The following is a 21162-nucleotide window of genomic DNA, read 5'->3' as shown; positions in this document are numbered from 1 at the left end:
GTCTTCCTTCTGATCAGCGGAGCGCCTTCAGATAAGCGTCCAGGCTGTTCAACAGTTCCGCCGTGTCCGACGGTGTACCGATCAGAATGAATTTCTGGAGTTGCCGTTCGGCGTCATAGACGGCATTGAACTGCAGGGCGTGCGGACGGCGGTGCCGCGAAATCAGCATGGCCTGCATCAGCACGGTCAGGCGGTTCGACATGTCGGCGGAGAGATCGGGCACTTCGACGATGCTGGTGACATAGACCTCCGCCTGCCGGGCCGGGGCGCTGTTGCTGACACCAGCGAAGGCTTCGAGGTCGGAGCGCAGAATCCGGTAGGATTTGCCGATGCGCGTGGCGCGCAGGCGCTCTTCGCGGATGAGCCGCAGCACGGTCTTCGGGTGCAGTTTCAGCCGCTCGGCCGCCTGTTCAGCGGTGTAGAACTCTTCCGACATGGTCCGTATTATTCTCTATACTGGTCATATTTTGTAATAATACGGAATATTTGGAATTAATCCAGATCCATATTCGCCTTGACACGGATCAATGCGGAATGCCGAGCAGCAAACCATGCTTCAGCCAGCAAACTGAACGGAGCGAGCCATGGACGAGGCGATCAGGAAGACGATCCAGGCGATCCTGGATGGGCAACGGATCATGAGCGTTGCGACGCTCCGGCCAGACGGCTGGCCGCAGACGACGACGGTGGGCTACGTCAATGACGGGCTGACGCTCTATTTTCTCTGCAGCCCGGACAGCCAGAAAGCCGCCAATCTGGCGCGGGACAACAGGATGTCGCTGACGATCAACCCGGATGCAGGCCAGCTGATGCAGATCACCGGCCTGTCGATGGCGGCCTTTGCCGAAAAGGTGGAAGACCCTGACGAGGCCGACAGGGTGCTCCGCATGATGCCGGCGAAATATCCCGTCCAGCAGGATCTGGCGGTCGCCATGCCGACGCGGGATCAGATCTGCATCTTCCGTGTCATGCCGAAGGTGATCTCCGTGCTCGATTATTCCAAAGGGTTCGGGCACGCGGATCTCGTCACGCTCTGATGCAGCGTAAGAGTCAGCCGCCCTTGGTGACCTTGGCAGCGCCCCAGAGCGAGCCGGGATTAGCACGGTTGGGATGGAGCGCCAGCATGGCGTCGAACAGTTCACGCGCTGTCGTCGTTTCCAGGTCAAGCCTGTTGAAATCACGCAAGTATTGCTGCGTCTGGTCGATGATATCGGGGTTGTCGTCATTTTCGGGGATCTTGTGGCCGGCGACGACGGCCTTCGGCTTTAGCTCTTTCAACCGGTCCAGCGTTTCGATCCATTGTTGCCTGCTCGCGCGCGTGGTTTCGCCGAGGTAACAGTGAATGCCGTTATAAACGACGTCGCCGCCGACGATGAGCCCGATCGAGGGAACGTTGAGGGCGGTCGAGTGCGACATGTCGGTATGACCCGCATCGATCGGGATCAGCTTGTGGCCTTCGAGTTCCAGGTCCGGCGCCTCGAGGACATCGGCGACGGCCATGGTCTCGGCGATCTCGCCGGGGAAGAGTTTGCGCCAGAAACCATCGAGCATGTCCGGCTCGCTCTGGCGGCGCATCGCCTCCACCACATCTGAGATGGCATAAGCCTTCGCATCGGGGAAGCGCTTCAACAGGGCGCCGATGCCGAAGAAATGGTCGCCATGGCCGTGGGTGATGTAGATCGCCTTCAGGTCCTTGCCGCTCGCTTCCACCCAGTCGGCGAGCGTCTTTGTTTGCGGTTCGGTCAGGAAGGTGTCGACGAGCACGGCATCACGTTCGCCCGAGATCAGCGTGGCGGAATTGGCGACCCATCGAAGCGCGGGATCGCCAGCCGGCACATCGCGGCTGAGGCCTGGGCGGCGGATTGTCAGGACATCGTAGCGCAGGCTGGGGGTGGGGTTCGAGGTCATGGCGGTAATTCCTTGAACAGTTGAGTTTTGGCGGCAGGGTGAGGGATCGAGCTTGATTTTTTGCTGTGAAGCGATAAATATATGACCGGTCGTCTATAATTGTTCAAGAGGGAAAAATGGACGCAGACACGCCGGCTCGACGCGGCCCCAAGCCGAACATGCACATGCGGGAGAAGCTTATCGAGGCGGGTCTGAAGGAGATCCATGCTCATGGGTTTGCCGCGACCGGGATCCAGAAGATCGTCGACGACATCAAGGTACCGAAGGGCTCTTTCTACAATTACTTCGAGAGCAAGGAGGCCTTCGGGGCGGAGGTTTCCGATCGCTACTCCGAGCAGGCGCTTGCCCGGCTCACGAGTTTCCTTGCCGATCACGACAAACCGCCGCTTCGCCGCCTCAAGGCCTTTTTCGACGATCGCACCGCGTCCTTTGCCTTGAGAGGTCATACGCAGGGATGCGTGCTCGGCAATTTCAGTGCCGAGACGGTCGATCATAGCGATTTGATCCGCCAGCATGTGGCAGCGCATTTCGGCCGCTGGAGCCAGGTGATTGAGGCATGTCTGTCCGAAGCGCAGACAGACGGCACATTGACTGGCGAGCTGCCGGCCGGCGCACTTGCCGATTTCATCCTGAACAGTTGGGAAGGGGCGCTTCTGCGCATGCGCGCGGACCGTAGCGGAGCGCCGCTCGAGACATTCAAGCAGATGGTCTTTGACGTGCTGCTGCACGGCAAGGGGCATTGACGAGGGAATAGTGGCTTATTTCGGCCAAGACGCTGAAGGACGGTGTGCCGTGTCGCACCCCCCTCTGGCCTGCCGGCCATCTCCCCCACAGGTGGGGAGATCGGCTGGGAGCGCTGGTTTCCCCAAACAACCATCGTTGCGAACTGCTCAACGTTAGCGATGTGCGAAGGTCATGCCGTTTGTCGATCTCCACCCTTGTGGGGGAGATGTCCGGCAGGACAGAGGGGGGTGCGACACGGTACAACGCTGCCTACGCCTTGCTGACAAGAATGGCGCCGCCGATGATAAGCAGGGTGCCGGCAGAGAGTTTGATGATATCAACCTCAGCAGCCTCTCCCAGAAACAGCGCGCCGACGGCGAGCGTCACCAGGACGTTGCAGCTCCAGATCGGCGCGAGCTTGGAGACCGGCACGCCGTAGGCAAAGAGCGCGAAGCTGATGAGGCCGGTGCCGAGGGCGAAACAGAGGCCGGCGATGGCGGCAAAGCCGATGCCTTCTGCCGTCCAGGGCGCGGGGCGCCAGATCAAGGCGGAGATCCCGCCCGCTACAGCGAGCGTCAGGCCGAAGGCGATGAGATAGGCCGAAGAGCCGACGCCCGATATGGCGCTCTGCTTCTGGAAAATAGCGGTGATGCCCCAGAGAATGGCGGGGACCACGCCGCCGACGAACAAGGGCCAGAATCCAGTCATGATGTAACTCCTGTCGCACCGGACACGCTGAGACCTTCAGGGAAGGCGATCGGGATGTGGTGCCACCAGACTAGGAGTTTCTTCTTGTTCTTTGTGGTCTTGTTGTTTTGCTGAAAGTTGGCAGATTCACGCGCCGTCAGCAAGCAGCCGGATGAGTGTCACGCCCGCTTTTCTGCCTGGGCGGTGGCCATGGCGATGTCGCCGATTTCCGCCAGTGTCACCTTCTGGAATTCCCGCTCCAGCGTCTGTTCGGCGCTTTCGAAGGCGCGCTGCAGCTTGCCATTTGCGGCGCGCTCGACGGGGCAGGACGGGTGATCGTTGGAGAGCGGCGCATCAAGGATCGTTTCGCCCTGCAGGGCGCGTTGCACATCCAGAATGGTAATCTCTGCCAACGGCCTTGTCAGCGACCAGCCGCCACCGCGGCCGCCCTCCGATTCGACGATGCCGTATTGGCGCAGCGAGCCCATGGTGCGGCGGACGACGACAGGGTTGGTGTTGAGCATCTGGGCGATGCGCTCGCTCGTTTCCCGGCCGCCCAGCAATCCCATATGGACGAGAACATGGATCATTCGCGCCAGTCTTCCGTCTTGCCGCATCTGCGCCTCTCCATAGCGTAACAAATAGTGTTACGGTCTATTGACTCCCATTTTCTGTAACGTAAAAAGATACGGAATTAAAGATTCGATGTCGCCCGGATGCGATTTTTCCGAGGGCGACGGGCTTATTGTCGAGGAGGCAGCGATGCAGCAGCGCATGATCGAAACCGCAACCTTGAGGATGAACATTGCCGAAGCGGGCGAGGGGCCGCTGGTGCTGCTGTGCCACGGGTTTCCCGAGACATCGCATGCGTGGCGTCATCAGATCACCGCACTTGCAGGGGCGGGCTTTCATGCCGTGGCGCCCGACATGCGCGGTTATGGCCGAACGGAAAGCCCTGATGAGGCCGGCGCCTATACGGTCGTCGATCTCGTGGCCGACATGGTGGCGCTTGTCGATGCGCTTGGTGCGGAACAGGCTGTCATCGTTGGCAATGACTGGGGTGCGACGGTTGCCTGGCAGGCCGCGCTGATGCGTCCGGACAGGTTCCGGGGTGTTGTCGCGATGAGCGTGCCTCTCATGGGTCAGCCGCCGATACCGCCGACGAAGATCTTTCCGGCAACGTCAGATCATCTGCTGTATGTGCTCTACTTCCAGGAGCCGGGATCGGCGGAGGCCGAGTTCGAGCGGAATGTGGAGGTCACGCTTCGCAAGATCTATGGCGCCGCAAGCGGCGAGGCGGGCCCGCGGCTGCCGGGCGACGGAACGCCCAATCCCTTCGGCATGGTCTCACGCGCATCCGGTTTGCTCGCCGATCTGCCGGAATGCGATACACTTCCCGCCTGGCTTCCGAAATCCGATCTCGATACGTTCGTCGACGCATTCAAGGCATCGGGCTTTCGCGGCGGCCTGAACTACTATCGCAACCTCGACCGGAACTGGGAATTGCAGAAGGCTTTTGCGGGGCTGAAGATCGAGATCCCCGCGCTGTTCATGGCCGGCGAACGCGATACGGGCCTTGCCATCCCCGGAATGCGGGAGATTATCGGCGCGATGCCACAACTCGCGCCCGACCTCAAGGCCACGCAGTTCGTGCCCGGTGCCGGCCACTGGCTGCCGCAGGAGCGGCCCGACATTGTCAGCCGCGCGATCATCGATTTCGTGCAGGGCCTGTGACCGACTTAATCGCCGTCTTCGAGCATCCGCTCGAGGGCGGCGATCAGTTCCCTGCTGCCGGTGCGGTCATCGGCGATTGTTTGGAACACGCCGGCCATGCCCTTGAAGATGAGGGCGGCGGGATCGTCTTCGCCCAGGAACTCGGCAATCTCTTCCATTTCCGCCACCCAGCGATAGGCCTTCGGAAACATGTCCGGAATGGACTGCCGCAGCCGCTTCAGATGCTCGCTCTGGCTTTCGGCCAGTTCCACCTTCAATGCGTCGCTGGCACCAGAGCGTGCGGCCGCAAGCAACATGGCGGCGGAGAGCCCGGTGATGCCTTTGTTGATGCCGGCGTAACACATCTTCAATGCGGAGGCGGCTCCAACGGGGCCTTTCACGCGGCGGATCTTCAGGCCGAAGCGGGAGAGCAGATCGGGTTCGCCGGCGAGATCACCGCTGAGGCAGACGACCGGGCCGGCCTTGCCGGGAACCGGCGGGCCGCCGATGATCGAGCCGTCGATGACCTTGGCGCCAGAGGAAGCGAGGCCTGCGGCCAGCGTTTCCATGGTCTTCGGGCTAATGGCATTGAGATCGACAAAGGGTGGTTTGTTGCCGCTGTCGCGCAGCACCGGAGCTACGAGATCCGCAACCTTCTGCGCCTCTGCCGGGGGAACGATGGAGAGGATGATATGGGCCTCGGTGAATGCCGAAAGCGGAGCGGCGATGAGGCCAGCGGCTCGGGCGCGCTCGATTGTCGCTTCACTGCGGCCCTCCAGAAACGTGATGACGCTCGCGCCTGACTCGGCGAGGCGGCGGCCGACGGCACTGCCCATGGCGCCGGCACCGAACAATGCGATTGTGGTGGACATTGGCGGATGAGACCTCATTGGCGGGATAGACTGAGATTAGGGCGGGACGGCCGATGCCGCAAGGCGGGTGCGGCCTTCGGTCCGCGTCTCAAAGGCTCGTGATCTCCTCGGCCTTCCCATTGGTCCGGTTTAAGCCGGATTTTGAACGCGCAGCATCCCGACAGGCCCTCGGCGAGCTGCCCGTCACGCGCTTGAAGGCATTGCTGAAGGCACTCTCGGACGTATAGCCGAGCGAGCGGGCGATAACGGCGACAGGGGTGGTTTCCTCCCTGAGCGCCCGTTCGGCAAGGTGCATACGCCATCCTGCGAGATAGGTCAGAGGGGCCGCACCCGAGATCGTGCGGAAATGAAAAGCAAAGGTCGTGCGCGACATGGCGCAGGCACTGGCAAGCTCATCCAGATGCCAGGAACGGGTCGGGTCACCATGCATGAGGCGCAGTGCGGGTGCGAGGCGGGGATGCGACAACGCCCGTAGCCAGCCGGGAGGCATGAGCGCCGCCGTTTTCAGATGGGCGCGAAGGATCTGGATGAAGAGAAGCTGGGCAAGTTGCTCGCAGGCAAGATGAGCGCCGGGCTCTGCGGAAGCGCGTTCGTTGACGAGCTGGTCGAGAATCCATCTGATAGTCGAAGCCTGCCGGGACGCTGCGCCGATGTGTATCCAGGGCGGCAGAACATCGGCCAGCAAGCGGCCGCTGACGGGATCGAGCAGCACATGGCCGCCGATATGGGCAAAGTCGTCGCCATCGCCAAGCTGCGCGGTCGTGCGGCCGGCACCTGAAAACAGGCTCATCGCATCGACCGCCGGAACATCGAGTGCGCTCGACAGCACGAAGGAGCGCCGCGCCGAAAGTAGGCCGACATCGCCGGCTTCGAACAGCATCGGCTTCGGCTCACCATCGATATCAACCCAGCAGCTGCCTTTAACCACGGCAAAGAACTTGATCGTCTTCGGCACCGGAAAACGGATTGCCCAGGGACCTCCAGCCGTGAACCCACCCGTGACAAGCGTTTCGGCATTGGTGAATTTCAGGATATCGGAGAAGGGATCGGAAGGCATTCTCGCACTATCGCGCAAGTATTCCACACGTTCAAGCATTCATAATCCGACCTGACGGTTCTAACTTTGATCCATGCCGCCGCACCGGCGGTATTGGACAGAGAGAATCTTCATGACATTGAGCAGACGAAAACTTGGCAGTCAGGGACTGGAAGTCGGAGCAATCGGCCTCGGTTGCATGGGCATGAGCCAGTCCTACGGGCCAGCCGACGAGGCGGAATCGATCGCGACCCTGCACCGCGCCATCGAGCTGGGTTGCGATTTCTTCGACACGGCCGAAAATTACGGCCCATTCAAGAACGAGACTCTACTTGGCAAGGCGTTCACGGATCGGCGCGAAAAGGTGGTGATCGCGACCAAATTCGGCTCACGCTTCGACGGTGACAGGATCGTCGGCACAGATAGCAGGCCGGAGAACATCATCCGGGTTGTCGAGGGTTGCCTCAGCCGGCTGCAGACCGATCATATTGACCTGCTTTACCAGCACCGCCTCGACAGGAGCGTCCCGATCGAGGACGTGGCCGGCACTGTCAGGGATCTGGTCATTGCAGGCAAGGTGCGCTTCTTCGGGCTTTCGGAGGTCGGTATCGCCAATCTTCGGCGCGCCCATGCTGTCCATCCTGTTTCTGCGCTGCAAAGCGAATATTCGCTCTGGGAGCGGAACCTGGAACCTGAGATCATTCCGGTTCTGCGCGAGCTTGGGATCGGTCTTGTACCGTTCTGCCCTCTGGGACGCGGCTTCCTCGCCGGTGGCGTGACGCGGGCCGAGGACTATCCGGAAGGCGACACGCGGCGGATCGACCCGCGATATCAGGGCGCAAATTACGATTCCAACATGCAGGCGGCGCAGATCGTCTTCGACATAGCCGCGAACAAGGGCGTGAAGCCCGGTCAGATCGCGCTCGCCTGGCTGCTGCACAAGGGCGACGATATCGTGCCGATCCCCGGCACCAAGCGCAGATCCTATCTGGAAGAGAATGTTGCTGCTGCCTCTATCCACCTGGACGCTGAGGAGATGCGGAGGCTCGATGCAGCGCTTGTGACCGGGACGATATGCGGGAACCGTTATGCGGACTGGATCATGGCCACCATTGACCGTTAGTCCCGCATCCTCAGCTCATCCGTCTGCATCTGCAGGGAGCCCAGCGTTTCGAGGAAACTCATGCCGAGCAGGCTCTGGTCGAGCCTGCCATCTTCGGCGACAGTGGCGGCAACATTGTGACGCACGATGGGGCCGATCGCCACCTGATCGAGGGTGATGGGCGCGGCGCGAGCGCGGCCGTTCGCAGTCATCACGGTCATGGAGTAGGTGAGCTGCTTCGGATCGATGCCGATGCGCAACGCATCGGCGTGCGAGAGCGCCACCATGCTGGCGCCGGTATCGACCAGCATCGGGACCGACTGGCCGTTGACCGAGACCTCGGCCTCGAAATGGCCGTTCAGCATCTTGTGCACGATGACTTCCTGCCCGCCTTCGCTCGTTGTGACGACGACAGCACGGCCGGGCACGAGGCCGGCAAGCAGGCGGTTGCCGACACCGAGCGCATCCTGCCGGTAGAGATAGGCAGTGGCGAGCGCAAGAATGATGACCAGCCAGATCATCAACTGCCGCATGGTCTGGCCTATGTTTCGACGGCTGCCCAAGATACCGGCAGCCAGCATCAGGGCGATCGGCAGCAGGTAGACGAAGCGGCCGAAATCGTTGCTTGCCAGTCCAAAAATACGAGTCTGATCACTGTTGAAGAGCAGGACCGCAAGGCCGACGCCGATGACGGCAAGCAGGAGGATGAGGCGCATCAGGCCGTCGCCTCCAGAGTTTTCGCCGATTCGGGAACAAGTGCTGCGAGCCTGGCGGGCAGGCTGTTCATGATGGCTTCGCGGTCCTCGTCGGAAAAGCACATCCAGCCGACGATTTCATCCGTTGTGCGGCCACATCCGGCGCAGAGACCGGTGAGAGGATCCAGGGAGCATATGCGGATGCAGGGTGTTCGCATGAGCGTCATATCGTGATTTCAGAGGGCCATGGCAAGAGCGCAGAAAGCCGCGACCTCGCAAATCTGCTGGGTGGCGCCAAGCGTGTCGCCGGTATGGCCGCCGAGCCTGCGGCGGATAAACCAGGTGAAGACAAGCGTCGAGAGGCCGGCGGCGAGGAGAGCCGAGACGAAGGGAAGCAGACCGAGCGCGGGCCAGACGAGCATGGCAGTGATAAAGCCTGCCACGACGAGCGCGATCTGCATCGTCGCCTCGACGGGGCTGCCAGCCGAAGCTGCAAGGCCATCCGGCTTTGCAGCGGGAAGGCGCTGCCAGTGCCAGGCAATTGCACCGCGACTGAGCGCGGCAACGGCCGGAATGGCAAGAGCAGCGGCAAAGGGTGCTGCCTCGCGGGCAATGGCGGCAAGTGCGGAGGCCCGGAGAGCGAAGGAGAGGATCAGGGCGATCGCCCCATAGCTGCCGATGCGGCTGTCCTTCATGATGATCAGGCTCTGCTCGCGCGACTTGCCGCCGCCGATGCCGTCGGCCGTATCGGCAAGCCCGTCTTCATGCAGCGCTCCGGTGAGGATCGTCAGCACGGCGAGGGCGACGAGCGCCGCCATCAGGCGGTCGGCGCGGAAGGCCAGCATCAGCAGGAAGACGAGCGCGGGCAAGGCACCGATGAGGAGACCGGCGAGCGGGAAGACGCGCACCAGCCGGCCAAGCTTGCCGTCATAGCCGGCAAAGAGCCATGGCGGCATCGGAATACGGCTCAGGAAAGCTACGGCACGCGCGGCATCGACCACGATGGCTTTTATCATTTCCGGATCATTCCTGCGGTCCCCTGTCTCTCCCGGCGTCTTTGTCTTGCTGCGGCTTTTGAGGTTGTTCCTCTTGGCCCGTCGCTTTAAGAGAGTCGCCACGCAAAGAACCCGATTTGCCGGGAAAAGACAAGAATACAAGGAAAGCCATCCAGATGAGCGTTTCAGGCCTGCCGTTCGACGATTTTCGCGCCCTAATCCGCGACCTGCCGGGACCGGATGCCCGTGCACTGGTCGCCGCCCGCGAACGCGACGCGCAACTGACGAAGCCGCCGGGCGCTCTTGGACGACTTGAAGAAATCGCCTTCTGGCTCGCGGCCTGGACGGGCAGGGCGCCCGCCGTCAACCGGCCGCTGGTGGCGATCTTTGCCGGCAATCACGGTGTGGTGCGGCAGGGCATCACGCCTTTCCCGCCTGAGGTGACGCAGCAGATGGTGGAGAATTTCGCAGCCGGCGGGGCGGCGATCAACCAGATCTGTGTGGCCAACGATCTCGGCCTCAAGGTTTTCGACCTGGCGCTCGATTATCCGACCGGCGACATCACCGAGGAAGCCGCTCTTTCCGAGCGCGACTGTGCGGCCACCATGGCCTTCGGCATGGAAGCGATTGCCGGCGGCACGGACCTGCTCTGCATCGGCGAAATGGGCATCGGCAATACGACGATCGCGGCCGCGATCAACTATGCGCTTTACGGCGGCACCGCACGCGATTGGGTCGGCCCCGGAACGGGCTCGGAAGGCGAGATGCTGGAACGCAAGATCGATGCCGTCGAGCGTGCAGTGGAGCTGCACAGCGATCACCTCGACGATCCCCTGGAAATCATGCGCCGGCTCGGCGGCCGCGAGATCGCAGCGATGGCAGGTGCAATTCTTGCGGCGCGCATGGAGCGCATTCCGGTGCTGATCGACGGTTATACGGCGACAGCGGCCGGCGCGATCCTCCGGGCGGCCAACCCGTCGGCGCTCGACCATTGCCTGATCGGGCATGTCTCGGCCGAACCGGGGCATCTGCGCGCCATCGAGCAGCTCGGCAAGACGCCGCTTCTGGCGCTCGGCATGCGGCTCGGCGAAGGTACGGGAGCAGCCCTCGCCGCCGGCATCGTCAAGGCGGCCGCCGCCTGCCATTCCGGCATGGCGACCTTCGCCCAGGCCGGTGTCTCCGGAAAACACTAGGGCTGGAACCGCCAAGGCGGCTTGCACATTGCTTGCACGCGAGCCAGCGACACGGTATCTGCGTATTCGCTTAAAAACAGAGCGCCGGTTCGGGGATCGGCGCGGGGAAAACGAGGGGCCGTTGACCAAACCTGCGGTGACCAAGGAGACAGGATTTCGCCATTTCCTGGCAGCGGCCGGTTATTCACTGGCCGGCTTGCAGCGGGTGCTGAAGGAATCGGCTTTCCGGCAGGAGATCGGCTTTTTCGTCGCGGCACTGATCCTGCTTTTCCTGATCGGTGCGGATGCCGCAGAGTTCGTCATCACGACGGTGCTATTCCTCGGACTCTTTTCAATCGAGGCGATGAATACAGCGGTCGAGGAAGTGATCGACCGGATATCACCTGAGATCTCCATCGTCGGCAAACATGCCAAGGATCTCGGCTCTTTTGCCGTGAGCTGCATGATCGCCGCCTGTTGCCTCTATCTCGGCTTCGTCGTGATCAAGCATCTATTCTTCTAAAAGAATGAGATGACTAGGCGAAGCTCTTGCGCTTCTTGGTGACGGGCTGCGCTTCTTCCACGGCCGGGATGCTCTGCAGCACGCGCTTGGCCGGCAGGATGGCGATGACTTCGGTGCCTTCGCGCAGCCTGGATTTCAGGATGAACTGGCCGTCATGCTTGGCAAGGATCGCCTGGACAATCGGCAGGCCCAGGCCGGTGCCCTGTTCGGCGCTCTTGATGGCAATCGATCCCTGGCCGAAAGCCGACAGCACGACCGGGATTTCTTCTTCGGGGATGCCGGGGCCGTTATCCTTGATCGAGATGTATTGACCACCGCCGGCAGTCCAGCCGACCTTGACGTTGATTTCTCCACCCTGAGGCGTGAATTTCACGGCATTGGAAAGAAGATTGAGCACTACCTGGCGCATGGATTTCTCATCTGCCCAGATCGACGGGAGCTGGCGCTCGACCTGATCGTGGATCGTGATGTTCTTGGCGCGGGCGCGAAGTTGCACCATGCCGATGCAGTCTTCGGTGATATCGAGCAGCGAGATCGCCTCTTCGCTGAGCTCGTATCGGCCGGCTTCGATACGGGAAAGGTCGAGGATCTCGTTGATCAAATCGAGCAGATGCTGGCCGGAGCGATGGATGTCTCCGGCATATTCCTTGTAGGTCGGATTGGCGAGCGGCCCCATGACCTCCGCCGACATGACCTCGGAGAAACCGAGAATGGCATTCAGCGGCGTGCGCAGTTCATGCGACATGGAGGCAAGGAAGCGCGACTTGGCGAGGTTTGCCTCCTCCGCACGGCGGCGAGCCTCGTCGGACATGGATTTGGCCACTTCCAGCTCGGCGATCAGATCATCCTTTTCCGACTGGAAGGAAAGGATCTTCAGGCTGGACTGGAAGAGCCGGTCGCTGATGTAATTGAAGAAGACGACCGTCGTGGTGAAGACGCCGGTCAGGCAGAGTTCGAGAATATCGCGCGAAATGCCACTTTTTGCCGCGAGTGCTACGACAGCAGGCGCAAAACCGACGAGAACAGCGGGCGTCAGCATGAAATTCGACATGGTCGCGACCGACAGCGCGATCAGCAGGGTAGCGCCCTTATAGAGGGTGAAGCTCGAAGGTTCGCAGGCTGAACACTCCTGCAAGGCAAACACCGCCCAGCAGCAACCGATCAGGAACTGGCCCGCCAGCAACAGGTTGCGCCAGCGGCGTACCGTGTCGGCAGTGATCTCCTGCTTTCTGGCACGGCGGGCCAGGAGGATATTGGCAGCATGGCAGGTCAGCGTCAGCAGCGCCCAGAAGAACAAGCTCGCATCCTCGGCGAAATAGGTGCCGAGTGCTGCAACGATAATGACGAAGGGCGGCATTATCGCCGCGCCCTGCAGGACAGCAGCAACATACATCTGCAGCACGTCGCGATCGAAGGCGGAGTTGGAGGCATGGCCGGACTGCAAGCGTTCGCGCGTCTGCCGGACGGCCTTGGAAACCGCCTTGTTGCGGTGGCCGCGCGATTTGTCGACAATGATCTTGTCGGTTGATGTGCTGACGCCGGTACTCATGTGCACGTTGAAACTTGTCCCACAGATGAATAAGAGCTTAACCGGAAATTCTTAAGAAGATGTTTGCCATCTTTGCCAAGGGTTTGTTTTTCAAGGAGGCAAAAGCGTGGCACGGCTTCTGGTCTTGACCCGGGACGGTGCAACCGCTCTGGCTTTTCTTGTTCTCGTTGCATTAATCGCGGCCAAGCTCAACGATAGGCCCGACATCCGGCACCAGGGCGCCTTTCGCGCCGCCGACGGTGACAGCCTCGTTCTCGATGGCGAACGCATGCGGCTTGATGGTATCGACGCGCCGGAACTGTCGCAGACTTGCGAGCGGCAGGGGCAGGACTGGGCCTGTGGCAGGCAGGCGCAACATGCGCTGCAGCAACTGGTTGCTGACGAGGCCACGCAATGCGGCGGAAACGAGCGCGATCGCTACGACAGGCTGCTTGTCACTTGCCGCAACAAGGCCGGCAATATCAATGCACGCATGGTTGCTAGCGGGATGGCGGTTTCCTATGGCGGTTATCAGCAGGAGGAAGGTAAGGCGAGGGGCCAAAAGCTTGGGCTCTGGGCCGGTCATTTCGAGATGCCGCGCGATGTCAGGGATCAGGCCCGACATGAGAGTTCAGGGCTCCGGCGGCTGATCGGCGGATGGACGGGATGGTAATCAAGAGTGCATTGAACGAGGAGCAATTGGACGGGCTGCGGGCCGAGATCGCTGCCTGCCGGATCTGTCGCGATGCGCCGCTGCGCGGGATCGAGGACCGGCTGCCGCACGAGCCGCGTCCGGTTGCCGTGCTTTCTTCCCGCGCCCGTGTGCTGATCGCGGGCCAGGCGCCTGGGCTGCGCGTGCATGAAAGCGGACTGCCATTCGACGACGCCTCCGGTGACCGGTTGCGGCAATGGCTGGAGGTGGATCGGCCGACCTTCTACGACCGGGATCGATTCGCGATCGTGCCGATGGGTTTCTGTTTTCCAGGTTATGATGCTGCGGGCAGCGACCTGCCGCCGCGGCGCGAATGCGCGCCGGTCTGGCGGGATCGCGTGCTCTCGGCCATGCCGCAGATCGAACTGGTGCTTGCCGTCGGCGGTTATGCGCAGACCTGGCATATGGGGGCTTTCAGACGCGAGAACATGACCGAGACGGTGCGGGCCTGGCGTGACAGCCTCGGCGCGCCGGGAAAGCCTTTGATTCTTCCTCTGCCGCATCCAAGCTGGCGCAACACGGGCTGGATCAAGCGCCACCCATGGTTTGAGGAGGAACTGCTTCCTGAGCTGCGCCGGCGAATCAAAATGCTGGCATTCTGAAACAAAATTCTTTTCGCCGGCCGGAATCGCGCTATACAAAGAAAATAATTCGAAAGGGACTTGTTTTCGCATGGATCGCCTCGACCGAAAGATACTGCGCCTGCTCCAGGAAGATTCGACGCTCGCCGTGGCCGACCTCGCCAAGAAGGTCGGGCTTTCGACGACGCCGTGCTGGAGGCGTATCCAGAAAATGGAGGAAGACGGCGTCATCAAGCGCCGGGTGGCGATTCTCGATCCGGAAAAGGTCAACACCAAGGTTACGGTCTTCGTGTCGATCCGCACGGCGACCCACTCCATCGAATGGCTGCGTCGCTTCTCCGAGGTCGTGGCGGAATTCCCGGAAGTGGTCGAGTTCTACCGCATGAGCGGCGACGTGGATTATCTGCTGCGCGTCGTCGTGCCCGATATCGCTGCCTATGACGCCTTCTACAAGCGAATGATCGCCAAGATCGAGATTCGCGACGTCTCCTCTGCTTTCGCGATGGAGCAGATCAAATATTCGACGCAACTGCCGCTCGACTACATGCTTCTGGAAAACGCGAAGTCCAACGAGGACTGAGCAGGGCAGGCGCTTCGCGACAGCGCATATGACTTAAGGCAGGCGCGAGCGAATCGCGCCCACCCGGCGAGGAGATACAAGCTCCTCCGGAGACAGGCTGCACAGAGAGAATCAGAGTTCATCAGTGACTTCTGACAGTGATCCCGAAGCGGGAGCCACTTGACGGCAGCGCGAAACCTTTCCAAATTGTAATCTTCCTGTCATGGAACCATGCGAATTCACGCGGGTCATGAATCAGCTCAGCCGTTGGGAGGCACGGGAGCAGGTTCAGGAGGTGGTCCGGGGGCATCTGGAGCACTTATTATAATGTCCGTGCAGTGCAGTATCGCACTGTACACGATTTTTTGTGCGGTTGGCGAAACGCTTGAGTGGCGCCAAAACTCTTACTTTTGGTTGTTTTCGCAACGAAAAGTAGGCTTCAAATCGACTAGTGGTCGTTATCTGCACCATTAGGTTCGATTTCAGGACACTATGTCCTAATCTCCGACCTTTATATAGTCGTTAGCCGGCGCTAGTGTTTGGCTGCATCGCAAAAAAGCGTTCGAGCTCTGCTCCCTTTTCGCGATGCCTTGGGAGGATTATTTTTGCCGCTTGCGATAGCCACTGGCTACCGCGGCGGCATTTCTGCGTTAACTATTTATCTCCTTGAAATTGTTGTATAAAAACCACGCCTGAAGCAGAAAGCATGCTCCGGCTGTGAGTTGGCGCCCTTCACGAATTGCTACACTCAGATGTCTGTGGGATGAACGTTCGGCGGTTCGATCGATCCGCACGCCGTGAGGCTGTTCAAACGGGTCGGCTTTGGATCTTCGGAGACAGGGTAAAGCCCCGATCGACAAAGGAGTGGAATTCTACAATGAACATCAAGATGGTATTGCTTGCGTCGGCAGCAGCATTTGCTGCATCGACCCCGGTACTCGCAGCAGACGCAATCGTTGCTGCCGAGCCGGAGCCGGTTGAGTACGTTCGCGTCTGCGACGCTTACGGCACCGGCTACTTCTACATCCCGGGCACGGAAACCTGCCTTAAGATCGAAGGTTACATTCGTTTCCAGGTTAACGTCGGCCCGAACGCCGGCGGCGACAGCTCCACCAACGACTCGAGCTGGGATGCTGTAACCCGTGGTCAGGTTCAGTTCACGGCTAAGAGCGACACCGAATACGGTCCGCTCACCGGCGTTATCGTTCTCCAGGCCAATGCCGACAACGCATCCAGCCAGGAAACGATCCTTGACTCCGCTTACCTCGACGTTGCTGGCTTCCGCGCTGGTCTCTTCTACTCCTGGTGGGACGATGGTCTCTCCGGCGAAACGGACGATATCGGTTCTGTCGTAACGCTGCATAACTCCATCCGTTATCAGTACGAAACCGGTTCCTTCTACGCTGGCATCAGCGTCGACGAACTGGAAGACGGCGTCTTCAAGGGTACCGTTGATCCCGCCACCGGCGTCTTCACGGCTGACGAAGCTCCGAACAACGTCGGCGTTGCCTTCGGCATCGGCGGCACGGCTGGCGCATTCAGCTACCAGGTTACCGGCGGCTGGGACTTCGACAACGAAGACGGCGCAATCCGCGCAATGGGTACGGCTGAAATTGGTCCGGGCACGCTCGGCCTCGCTGCTGTCTACTCCAGCGGCCCGAACTCCTACTACTCGTCTGCTGAATGGGCAATTGCTGCCGAATACGCCATCAAGGCAACGGACAAGCTGAAGATCACCCCTGGTGTTCAGTACTACGGCAACTACTTCGGTGGCAGCAAGGATGTTCCGGATGACTTCGACGGTCTCGGCGATGCTTGGAAGGCTGGTCTGACGGTTGACTACCAGATCGTTGACAACTTCTACGCCAAGGCTTCCGTCCAGTACCTGGATCCGGAAGATGGCGACGACGTAACCACCGGTTACTTCCGTCTGCAGCGCTCGTTCTAATTTGAACGACGGAACCCCCGGCTTCGTGCCGGGGGTCTCCTAACCCACGAGTTTCTGATCAGAATGACCTCCGATCAGTAACGAGGGACTGGTCCGGTTTTCCCTGCTGGGCCAGTCCTTTGCAGTTGAAAGCGGTCATGAAGCCAGGAGCGCCGCCACGCTTACCGGTTTCACCTTGTCGGCAGGCTTTCCTCCGGTTTCCCAACGTCGCGTACCTTTTTAAATTATGGCCGTATTCGTTGGCCTCGGTAAATCGCGCCCTATCTTGTTGCGCGATGTGCATCTTTTCGTGATGCAATTTCATCGGGCGAGTTTGCTCATCGGGACAGGTTTCATCCGTCGGGATTCGATGCCGACAATGTGACTGTAACGTAACAGGTGAGACGCTATAAGCATTTCAGAGGCTGGCATTCATTACTACTCTCGGGTAGGTTTCGATAATGGACGATCTTAATGACTACTTCTATTTTGCCGCCGTCGTCTCCAGCGGTGGCTTTGCTTCCGCAAGCCGAACTCTAAAAATACCCCGATCCAAGCTGAGCAGGCGCGTCAGTCGCCTGGAGGATGGTCTCGGCGCGAGGCTGATCGAGCGTTCCACACGTCACTTCCGGGTGACGGAGATCGGGCAGGCTTTTTATGAGCAATGCCAGACGATTCTCAGGGAAGCGGATCGCGCCAAGTCGATCATTACGGAGGCCCAGTCCGATCCGCAGGGAATTGTGCGCATGGGCTGCCCGCTCGGCCTCATCGATATTTCCCTTGGAGCCGTGCTGCCGGAATTCCTGGAGCGCTACCCCAAGATCAAGCTGCAGGTCGTCGGTTCCGAGCGGCGCACGGATCTCATCAACGAGCGCATCGATGTCGAGGTCCGCGCGGCGAGCGAGCCGGAAACACAGGCGAGCCTGACAATGCGCAAGCTCGACCGTGCGCGGCGCATCCTCGTCGCCAGCCCTTCGCTGATCGAACGCCTGGGTGAACTCACCAGCGTCGACGATCTCGGTAATGCTCCGACGCTCGCAATGACCGCCTGGATGTCCTTCCATACCTGGGAACTGGTCGGACCGGATGGCGAGAAGAAAGTGGTGCGGCATCAGCCTCGGCTCACCTGCCGCAGCATGACGGCTATCCTCGATGCCGCACGCGCCGGTGTGGGCTACGGGCTCATCCTCGAGCATGCCTGCGCGCCGGACCTCCAGTCCGGTCGGCTGGTTCGCGTGTTGCCGGAGTGGCAGACGGTGGAGAGCCAGTTTTATCTCGTCTTCACGACGACCAAGGGCATGCCGCCGGCAGTGCGGGCGCTCATCGATTTCCTGGTCGAAAAATCCAAGCAGCATCAGATCGTTACGACCAGCGCTGCACTTGCCGCGGAATGAGGATTACCTTAGGCGAGCCAGTATTTTTTCACTCGTCAATTCCCTGACGGCATCCTTGCCGATCCAGCGCGCGGTCTTGTTGGCGCTGGCAGCAAGGCGTTCGGCCAGCATCAGGGCAGGGGCGTGACAGGCACGGCTGCGTTTGCCGATGTTGCGAAGCGCCCAGTTGACGGCCTTGCGGACGAAGTTTCTGTCATCTGTGGAATGCGCTTCGATCAGCGACAGGTAGGCCAGCAGGCTTTCATCCGTGTCCTTCTTGCGATGCACGGCGGCGCCGGCGATCATGGCAAAGGCGGTTCGCCTAACGAATTCTCTGCTGTCGGCGGCGAATTCCGGAATTAGCGCGTCGAGATCGGCCTCGACGAAGACATCGGCGGCGCAGTCGACGATTTCCCAGGAGTTGAAGTCCGCCACCAGGATGCGCGCCTCCGCATACGTCAGCCTTTTCGGCTCGAACGTGTAGAACGCCAGCATTCGCGCTTCACGGATACCACTTGCCCAAAGCTCTTTTGCCCTGACGTGGTTCTTCTTTGCGAGCCGGGCGATCCTCTGCAGATCGGGATTGGAAATGCCGATCGCGGTTTCGGTAACGATGCCGAAACGCGCCATGCCGGCTATATTGTCTTCCGAGCGCAGCGTTAGAAGATGCGCGATCAACTCTGCTGCGCTCGAAGACGGGCCGATCATTTTTCGAGACGGGCGAGCAGCGAAGACGTATCCCATCTGTTGCCACCGAGCGCCTGAACATCGCCATAGAACTGGTCGACGAGGGCAGTCAGCGGCAATCTGGCGCCGCTGCGCTGTGCTTCCGACAGGACGATGCCGAGATCCTTGCGCATCCAGTCGACGGCAAAGCCGAAATCATACTTGCCCTGATTCATGGTCTTGTGGCGGTTTTCCATCTGCCAGGAGCCGGCCGCCCCCTTGGAGATGACGTCAACCACTTTCTCGATGTCGAGGCCGGCGCGCTTGCCGAAATGCACGGCTTCGGCAAGACCCTGGACGATGCCGGCGATACAGATCTGGTTCATCATCTTGGTCAGCTGGCCGGAACCGGCTGGCCCCATCAGGCCGACCATGCGGGCATAAGCGTCAACGACCGGTTTTGCCTTTTCGAAGACGGCCTCGTCACCGCCGCACATGACGGTGAGCACACCATTCTCGGCGCCTGCCTGGCCGCCGGAAACGGGGGCATCGATGAAATCCACACCCTTTGCCTTGGCCGCCTCGTAGAGTTCGCGGGCGACTTCGGCGCTTGCCGTGGTGTTGTCGATGAGAACGGAGCCGCGCTTCATGCTCTTCAGCACGCCGCTTTCGCCCGATGTCACCTGACGGAGATCGTCGTCATTGCCGACGCAGACGAAGACGAAATCACAGCCCTCGGCAGCTTCAGCCGGCGTCGGGGCGGACTTTCCGGAGAATTTCTCCGCCCAGGCGGCGGCCTTCTCGGACGTGCGGTTATAGACGGTGACATCGTGGCCGCCTTTTGTCTTCAGATGTCCCGCCATCGGGAAACCCATGACACCGAGACCGATGAAAGCGACTTTCGCCATATGCTGTCCTCCATAACCGCTTGCAAACAGGGTCAGAGGATTAGCGGAAACGGCGGGCAGCGGAAAGCCACTCGACGGAGAGAAGCGACCTCCGTTGGAACAAAATTTCTGCGAGCCCGACAAAACGGGGTCTGGAAAGTTTCAGATATCGTGAATATGACAAAATTAGTTGTCGATCTAATTTATAGACTAAATCATCATCTCCCCATCGAAACACGCAGCGAGCGCAGCAGGAACACCAGCTCGCCGGAAAAAGGGGATAGAGATGATCACACGTCGACAGACGCTCGGGCTTTTCGGAGCCGCAGCCGCCACCGCCATTCTGCCAGCCGTCCGCTCGGCGCAGGCTGCGGCAACGGAGTTCCGCATCGGCTGGCAGAAGAATGGCGTGCTGGCGCTCGCCAAGCGCCGCGGGGCGCTCGAGAAGCGGCTTGCCGATCAGGGCGTCACCGTCAGCTGGTCGGAATTCACGTCGGGCCCGCCGCTGCTTGAAGCGCTCGGCGCTGGTGCGCTCGACTTCGGGGCTACGGGCGACGTGCCGCCGCTCTTTGCACAGGCGGCAGGCGGGGCGCTCTATTATGTCGGCATTTATCGCGGCAGCCCGGCGGGGTCGGCGATCCTCGTGCGCAAGGATTCGCCGATCAAGACGCTGGAGGATCTGAAAGGCAAGAAGGTTGCCTTCAAGCGCGGTTCCAGCGCTCATAACGTAACCGTCAAGGCCTTGCGCAAGGCGGGGCTGAAGCCGGAGGATGTGCAGCAGGTCGATCTTGCGCCGCCGGATGCCGCTGCTGCCTTCAAGAACGGCAGCATCGATGCCTGGTCGATCTGGGATCCCTATCTCGCCATCGCAGAAGCCGATCCAGATGCACGCATCCTGACGACGGCCGAAGGCATCGTCGATTCCTACAGCTTCTTCCTCGCCAACAAGGATTTCACCGACGCGAACGGTACAGTTATTGTCAACGTGCTCGATGAGCTCGCCAAGGTCGGCCGCTCGGCGCAAGACAATCTCGAACAGACGGTCAAGGAGCTCTCGGAAATAACGGGCGTTCCCGCTGATGTTACGCGGGTAACGCTCCAGCGTCCCGGCGCCGATCTCGGCAGCGTGACAACGGTAAGCGATGCGGCGGCCGCCTATCAGCAGGCGCTGGCCGACGAATTCTACAATCTCGGCATCGTACCGAAGAAGCTCACTACCGGCGACATCGTCTGGCGTCCGAAGGCGAGCTGACCAAGTCAGCCGCCGAGGTAGCTGATTTCGTCAGCCCCTGGGCGAACTGGCAGCCTCCGGCAAGCCAGCCAGGTCAGCTGCCGAGGTAGCTGACGTCGCCCGCATCTGAGCAAGCTCGTCTCTCCTGCGGATTGGGGTGGCGCTGGGGCAGGGCCGGGCAACCGCGGCATGGGAGCATACCCATGCCACGGAACCGGGCAAAATTATTCTCCAGACCGAGTTAGAATAGCAAATTGATATTGTCGATCTAA

General features: G+C 60.7%; 24 protein-coding genes. 12 read left to right on the top strand and 12 right to left on the bottom strand.

The window, feature by feature from the left end; translation table 11 throughout:
* Positions 1-13: 13 nt before the first annotated feature.
* Positions 14-436, bottom strand: a complete 423-nt coding sequence (locus LVY75_20650) for a helix-turn-helix domain-containing protein (protein ID XAZ25540.1) — start codon at positions 434-436, stop codon at positions 14-16.
* Positions 437-584: 148 nt separating this feature from the next.
* Here LVY75_20650 and LVY75_20645 point away from each other — a divergent pair, with 148 nt between their 5' ends.
* Entirely contained in the window at positions 585-1037 is a 453-nt protein-coding gene (locus tag LVY75_20645; GenBank protein XAZ25539.1) for a pyridoxamine 5'-phosphate oxidase family protein, read from the top strand.
* Between the two features lie 13 nt (positions 1038-1050).
* Here the strand turns inward: LVY75_20645 and LVY75_20640 are convergent, their stop codons facing one another.
* Entirely contained in the window at positions 1051-1908 is an 858-nt protein-coding gene (locus LVY75_20640; protein ID XAZ25538.1) for an MBL fold metallo-hydrolase, read from the bottom strand.
* A gap of 116 nt (positions 1909-2024) precedes the next feature.
* On the opposite strand from LVY75_20640, the gene LVY75_20635 reads away from it, so the two are divergent.
* On the top strand, positions 2025-2651 hold the full coding sequence (locus LVY75_20635; protein ID XAZ25537.1) for a TetR/AcrR family transcriptional regulator: 627 nt from the start codon (positions 2025-2027) through the stop codon (positions 2649-2651).
* A 250-nt stretch (positions 2652-2901) separates the two neighbouring features.
* On the opposite strand, the gene LVY75_20630 is transcribed toward LVY75_20635, so the two are convergent.
* Positions 2902-3339 carry a hypothetical protein gene (locus LVY75_20630; GenBank protein XAZ25536.1) on the bottom strand — a complete coding sequence of 146 codons (438 nt, stop codon included), beginning with the start codon at positions 3337-3339 and terminating at the stop codon, positions 2902-2904.
* A 158-nt stretch (positions 3340-3497) separates the two neighbouring features.
* Entirely contained in the window at positions 3498-3935 is a 438-nt protein-coding gene (locus LVY75_20625; protein ID XAZ25535.1) for an Rrf2 family transcriptional regulator, read from the bottom strand.
* A 145-nt stretch (positions 3936-4080) separates the two neighbouring features.
* On the opposite strand from LVY75_20625, the gene LVY75_20620 reads away from it, so the two are divergent.
* Entirely contained in the window at positions 4081-5052 is a 972-nt protein-coding gene (locus tag LVY75_20620) for an alpha/beta hydrolase (GenBank protein ID XAZ25534.1), read from the top strand.
* 5 nt (positions 5053-5057) lie between these two features.
* On the opposite strand, the gene LVY75_20615 is transcribed toward LVY75_20620, so the two are convergent.
* On the bottom strand, positions 5058-5903 hold the full coding sequence (locus LVY75_20615) for a DUF1932 domain-containing protein (protein ID XAZ25533.1): 846 nt from the start codon (positions 5901-5903) through the stop codon (positions 5058-5060).
* 88 nt (positions 5904-5991) lie between these two features.
* Entirely contained in the window at positions 5992-6960 is a 969-nt protein-coding gene (locus LVY75_20610; GenBank protein XAZ25781.1) for an AraC family transcriptional regulator, read from the bottom strand.
* A 112-nt stretch (positions 6961-7072) separates the two neighbouring features.
* Here LVY75_20610 and LVY75_20605 point away from each other — a divergent pair, with 112 nt between their 5' ends.
* Positions 7073-8062, top strand: a complete 990-nt coding sequence (locus LVY75_20605; GenBank protein XAZ25532.1) for an aldo/keto reductase — start codon at positions 7073-7075, stop codon at positions 8060-8062.
* On the opposite strand, the gene LVY75_20600 is transcribed toward LVY75_20605, so the two are convergent.
* From LVY75_20600 to LVY75_20590, 3 genes are read right to left on the bottom strand one after another with little or no spacing between them, the layout of a single operon-like run.
* The gene (locus LVY75_20600) at positions 8059-8760 is read right to left on the bottom strand and encodes a TIGR02281 family clan AA aspartic protease (protein XAZ25780.1); all 702 of its coding nucleotides are present in this window, start codon (positions 8758-8760) and stop codon (positions 8059-8061) included. The two genes, LVY75_20605 and LVY75_20600, sit on opposite strands and share 4 nt — an antisense overlap.
* Positions 8757-8954: a DUF1289 domain-containing protein gene (locus LVY75_20595; GenBank protein ID XAZ25779.1), complete on the bottom strand. Its 198-nt coding sequence runs from the start codon at positions 8952-8954 to the stop codon at positions 8757-8759. The genes LVY75_20600 and LVY75_20595 overlap by 4 nt, the downstream gene beginning before the upstream one ends.
* A gap of 18 nt (positions 8955-8972) precedes the next feature.
* Complete coding sequence (locus LVY75_20590; protein ID XAZ25531.1) at positions 8973-9752, bottom strand: adenosylcobinamide-GDP ribazoletransferase; 780 nt, start codon at positions 9750-9752, stop codon at positions 8973-8975.
* A 155-nt stretch (positions 9753-9907) separates the two neighbouring features.
* Here LVY75_20590 and cobT point away from each other — a divergent pair, with 155 nt between their 5' ends.
* Together cobT and LVY75_20580 are read left to right on the top strand one after the other, a co-directional pair.
* A complete protein-coding gene (cobT, locus tag LVY75_20585; protein XAZ25530.1) occupies positions 9908-10924 on the top strand; it encodes a nicotinate-nucleotide--dimethylbenzimidazole phosphoribosyltransferase in 1017 nt (338 codons plus the stop codon).
* Between the two features lie 121 nt (positions 10925-11045).
* Positions 11046-11426: a diacylglycerol kinase gene (locus LVY75_20580; protein XAZ25529.1), complete on the top strand. Its 381-nt coding sequence runs from the start codon at positions 11046-11048 to the stop codon at positions 11424-11426.
* A gap of 13 nt (positions 11427-11439) precedes the next feature.
* On the opposite strand, the gene LVY75_20575 is transcribed toward LVY75_20580, so the two are convergent.
* On the bottom strand, positions 11440-12975 hold the full coding sequence (locus tag LVY75_20575; GenBank protein XAZ25778.1) for a HAMP domain-containing histidine kinase: 1536 nt from the start codon (positions 12973-12975) through the stop codon (positions 11440-11442).
* 106 nt (positions 12976-13081) lie between these two features.
* Between LVY75_20575 and LVY75_20570 the strand changes: the two genes are divergently transcribed.
* The 5 genes from LVY75_20570 to LVY75_20550 all read left to right on the top strand — a co-directional run bounded on the left by LVY75_20570 (position 13082) and on the right by LVY75_20550 (position 18127).
* A complete protein-coding gene (locus tag LVY75_20570; GenBank protein XAZ25528.1) occupies positions 13082-13627 on the top strand; it encodes a thermonuclease family protein in 546 nt (181 codons plus the stop codon).
* The gene (locus LVY75_20565; protein XAZ25527.1) at positions 13621-14268 is read left to right on the top strand and encodes a uracil-DNA glycosylase family protein; all 648 of its coding nucleotides are present in this window, start codon (positions 13621-13623) and stop codon (positions 14266-14268) included. Before LVY75_20570 ends, LVY75_20565 begins: the two co-directional genes overlap by 7 nt.
* A gap of 70 nt (positions 14269-14338) precedes the next feature.
* Positions 14339-14827, top strand: a complete 489-nt coding sequence (locus LVY75_20560) for an Lrp/AsnC family transcriptional regulator (GenBank protein ID XAZ25526.1) — start codon at positions 14339-14341, stop codon at positions 14825-14827.
* 856 nt (positions 14828-15683) lie between these two features.
* Entirely contained in the window at positions 15684-16754 is a 1071-nt protein-coding gene (locus tag LVY75_20555) for a porin (protein ID XAZ25525.1), read from the top strand.
* 440 nt (positions 16755-17194) lie between these two features.
* Positions 17195-18127 carry a LysR substrate-binding domain-containing protein gene (locus LVY75_20550; protein XAZ25524.1) on the top strand — a complete coding sequence of 311 codons (933 nt, stop codon included), beginning with the start codon at positions 17195-17197 and terminating at the stop codon, positions 18125-18127.
* A gap of 3 nt (positions 18128-18130) precedes the next feature.
* On the opposite strand, the gene LVY75_20545 is transcribed toward LVY75_20550, so the two are convergent.
* Both LVY75_20545 and LVY75_20540 read right to left on the bottom strand, forming a co-directional pair.
* A complete protein-coding gene (locus LVY75_20545; GenBank protein XAZ25777.1) occupies positions 18131-18814 on the bottom strand; it encodes a DNA alkylation repair protein in 684 nt (227 codons plus the stop codon).
* Entirely contained in the window at positions 18811-19680 is an 870-nt protein-coding gene (locus tag LVY75_20540; GenBank protein ID XAZ25523.1) for an NAD(P)-dependent oxidoreductase, read from the bottom strand. The genes LVY75_20545 and LVY75_20540 overlap by 4 nt, the downstream gene beginning before the upstream one ends.
* A 265-nt stretch (positions 19681-19945) precedes the next feature.
* Between LVY75_20540 and LVY75_20535 the strand changes: the two genes are divergently transcribed.
* Entirely contained in the window at positions 19946-20911 is a 966-nt protein-coding gene (locus tag LVY75_20535; protein ID XAZ25522.1) for an aliphatic sulfonate ABC transporter substrate-binding protein, read from the top strand.
* Positions 20912-21162: the final 251 nt, after the last annotated feature.

The organism is Sinorhizobium sp. B11 (genome assembly GCA_039725955.1).
In the GTDB taxonomy this organism is placed as follows: Bacteria; Pseudomonadota; Alphaproteobacteria; order Rhizobiales; family Rhizobiaceae; genus Rhizobium.
The sequence above is the reverse complement of the archived record's forward strand: the minus strand, read 5'-3'. Positions and strand labels throughout refer to the sequence as shown.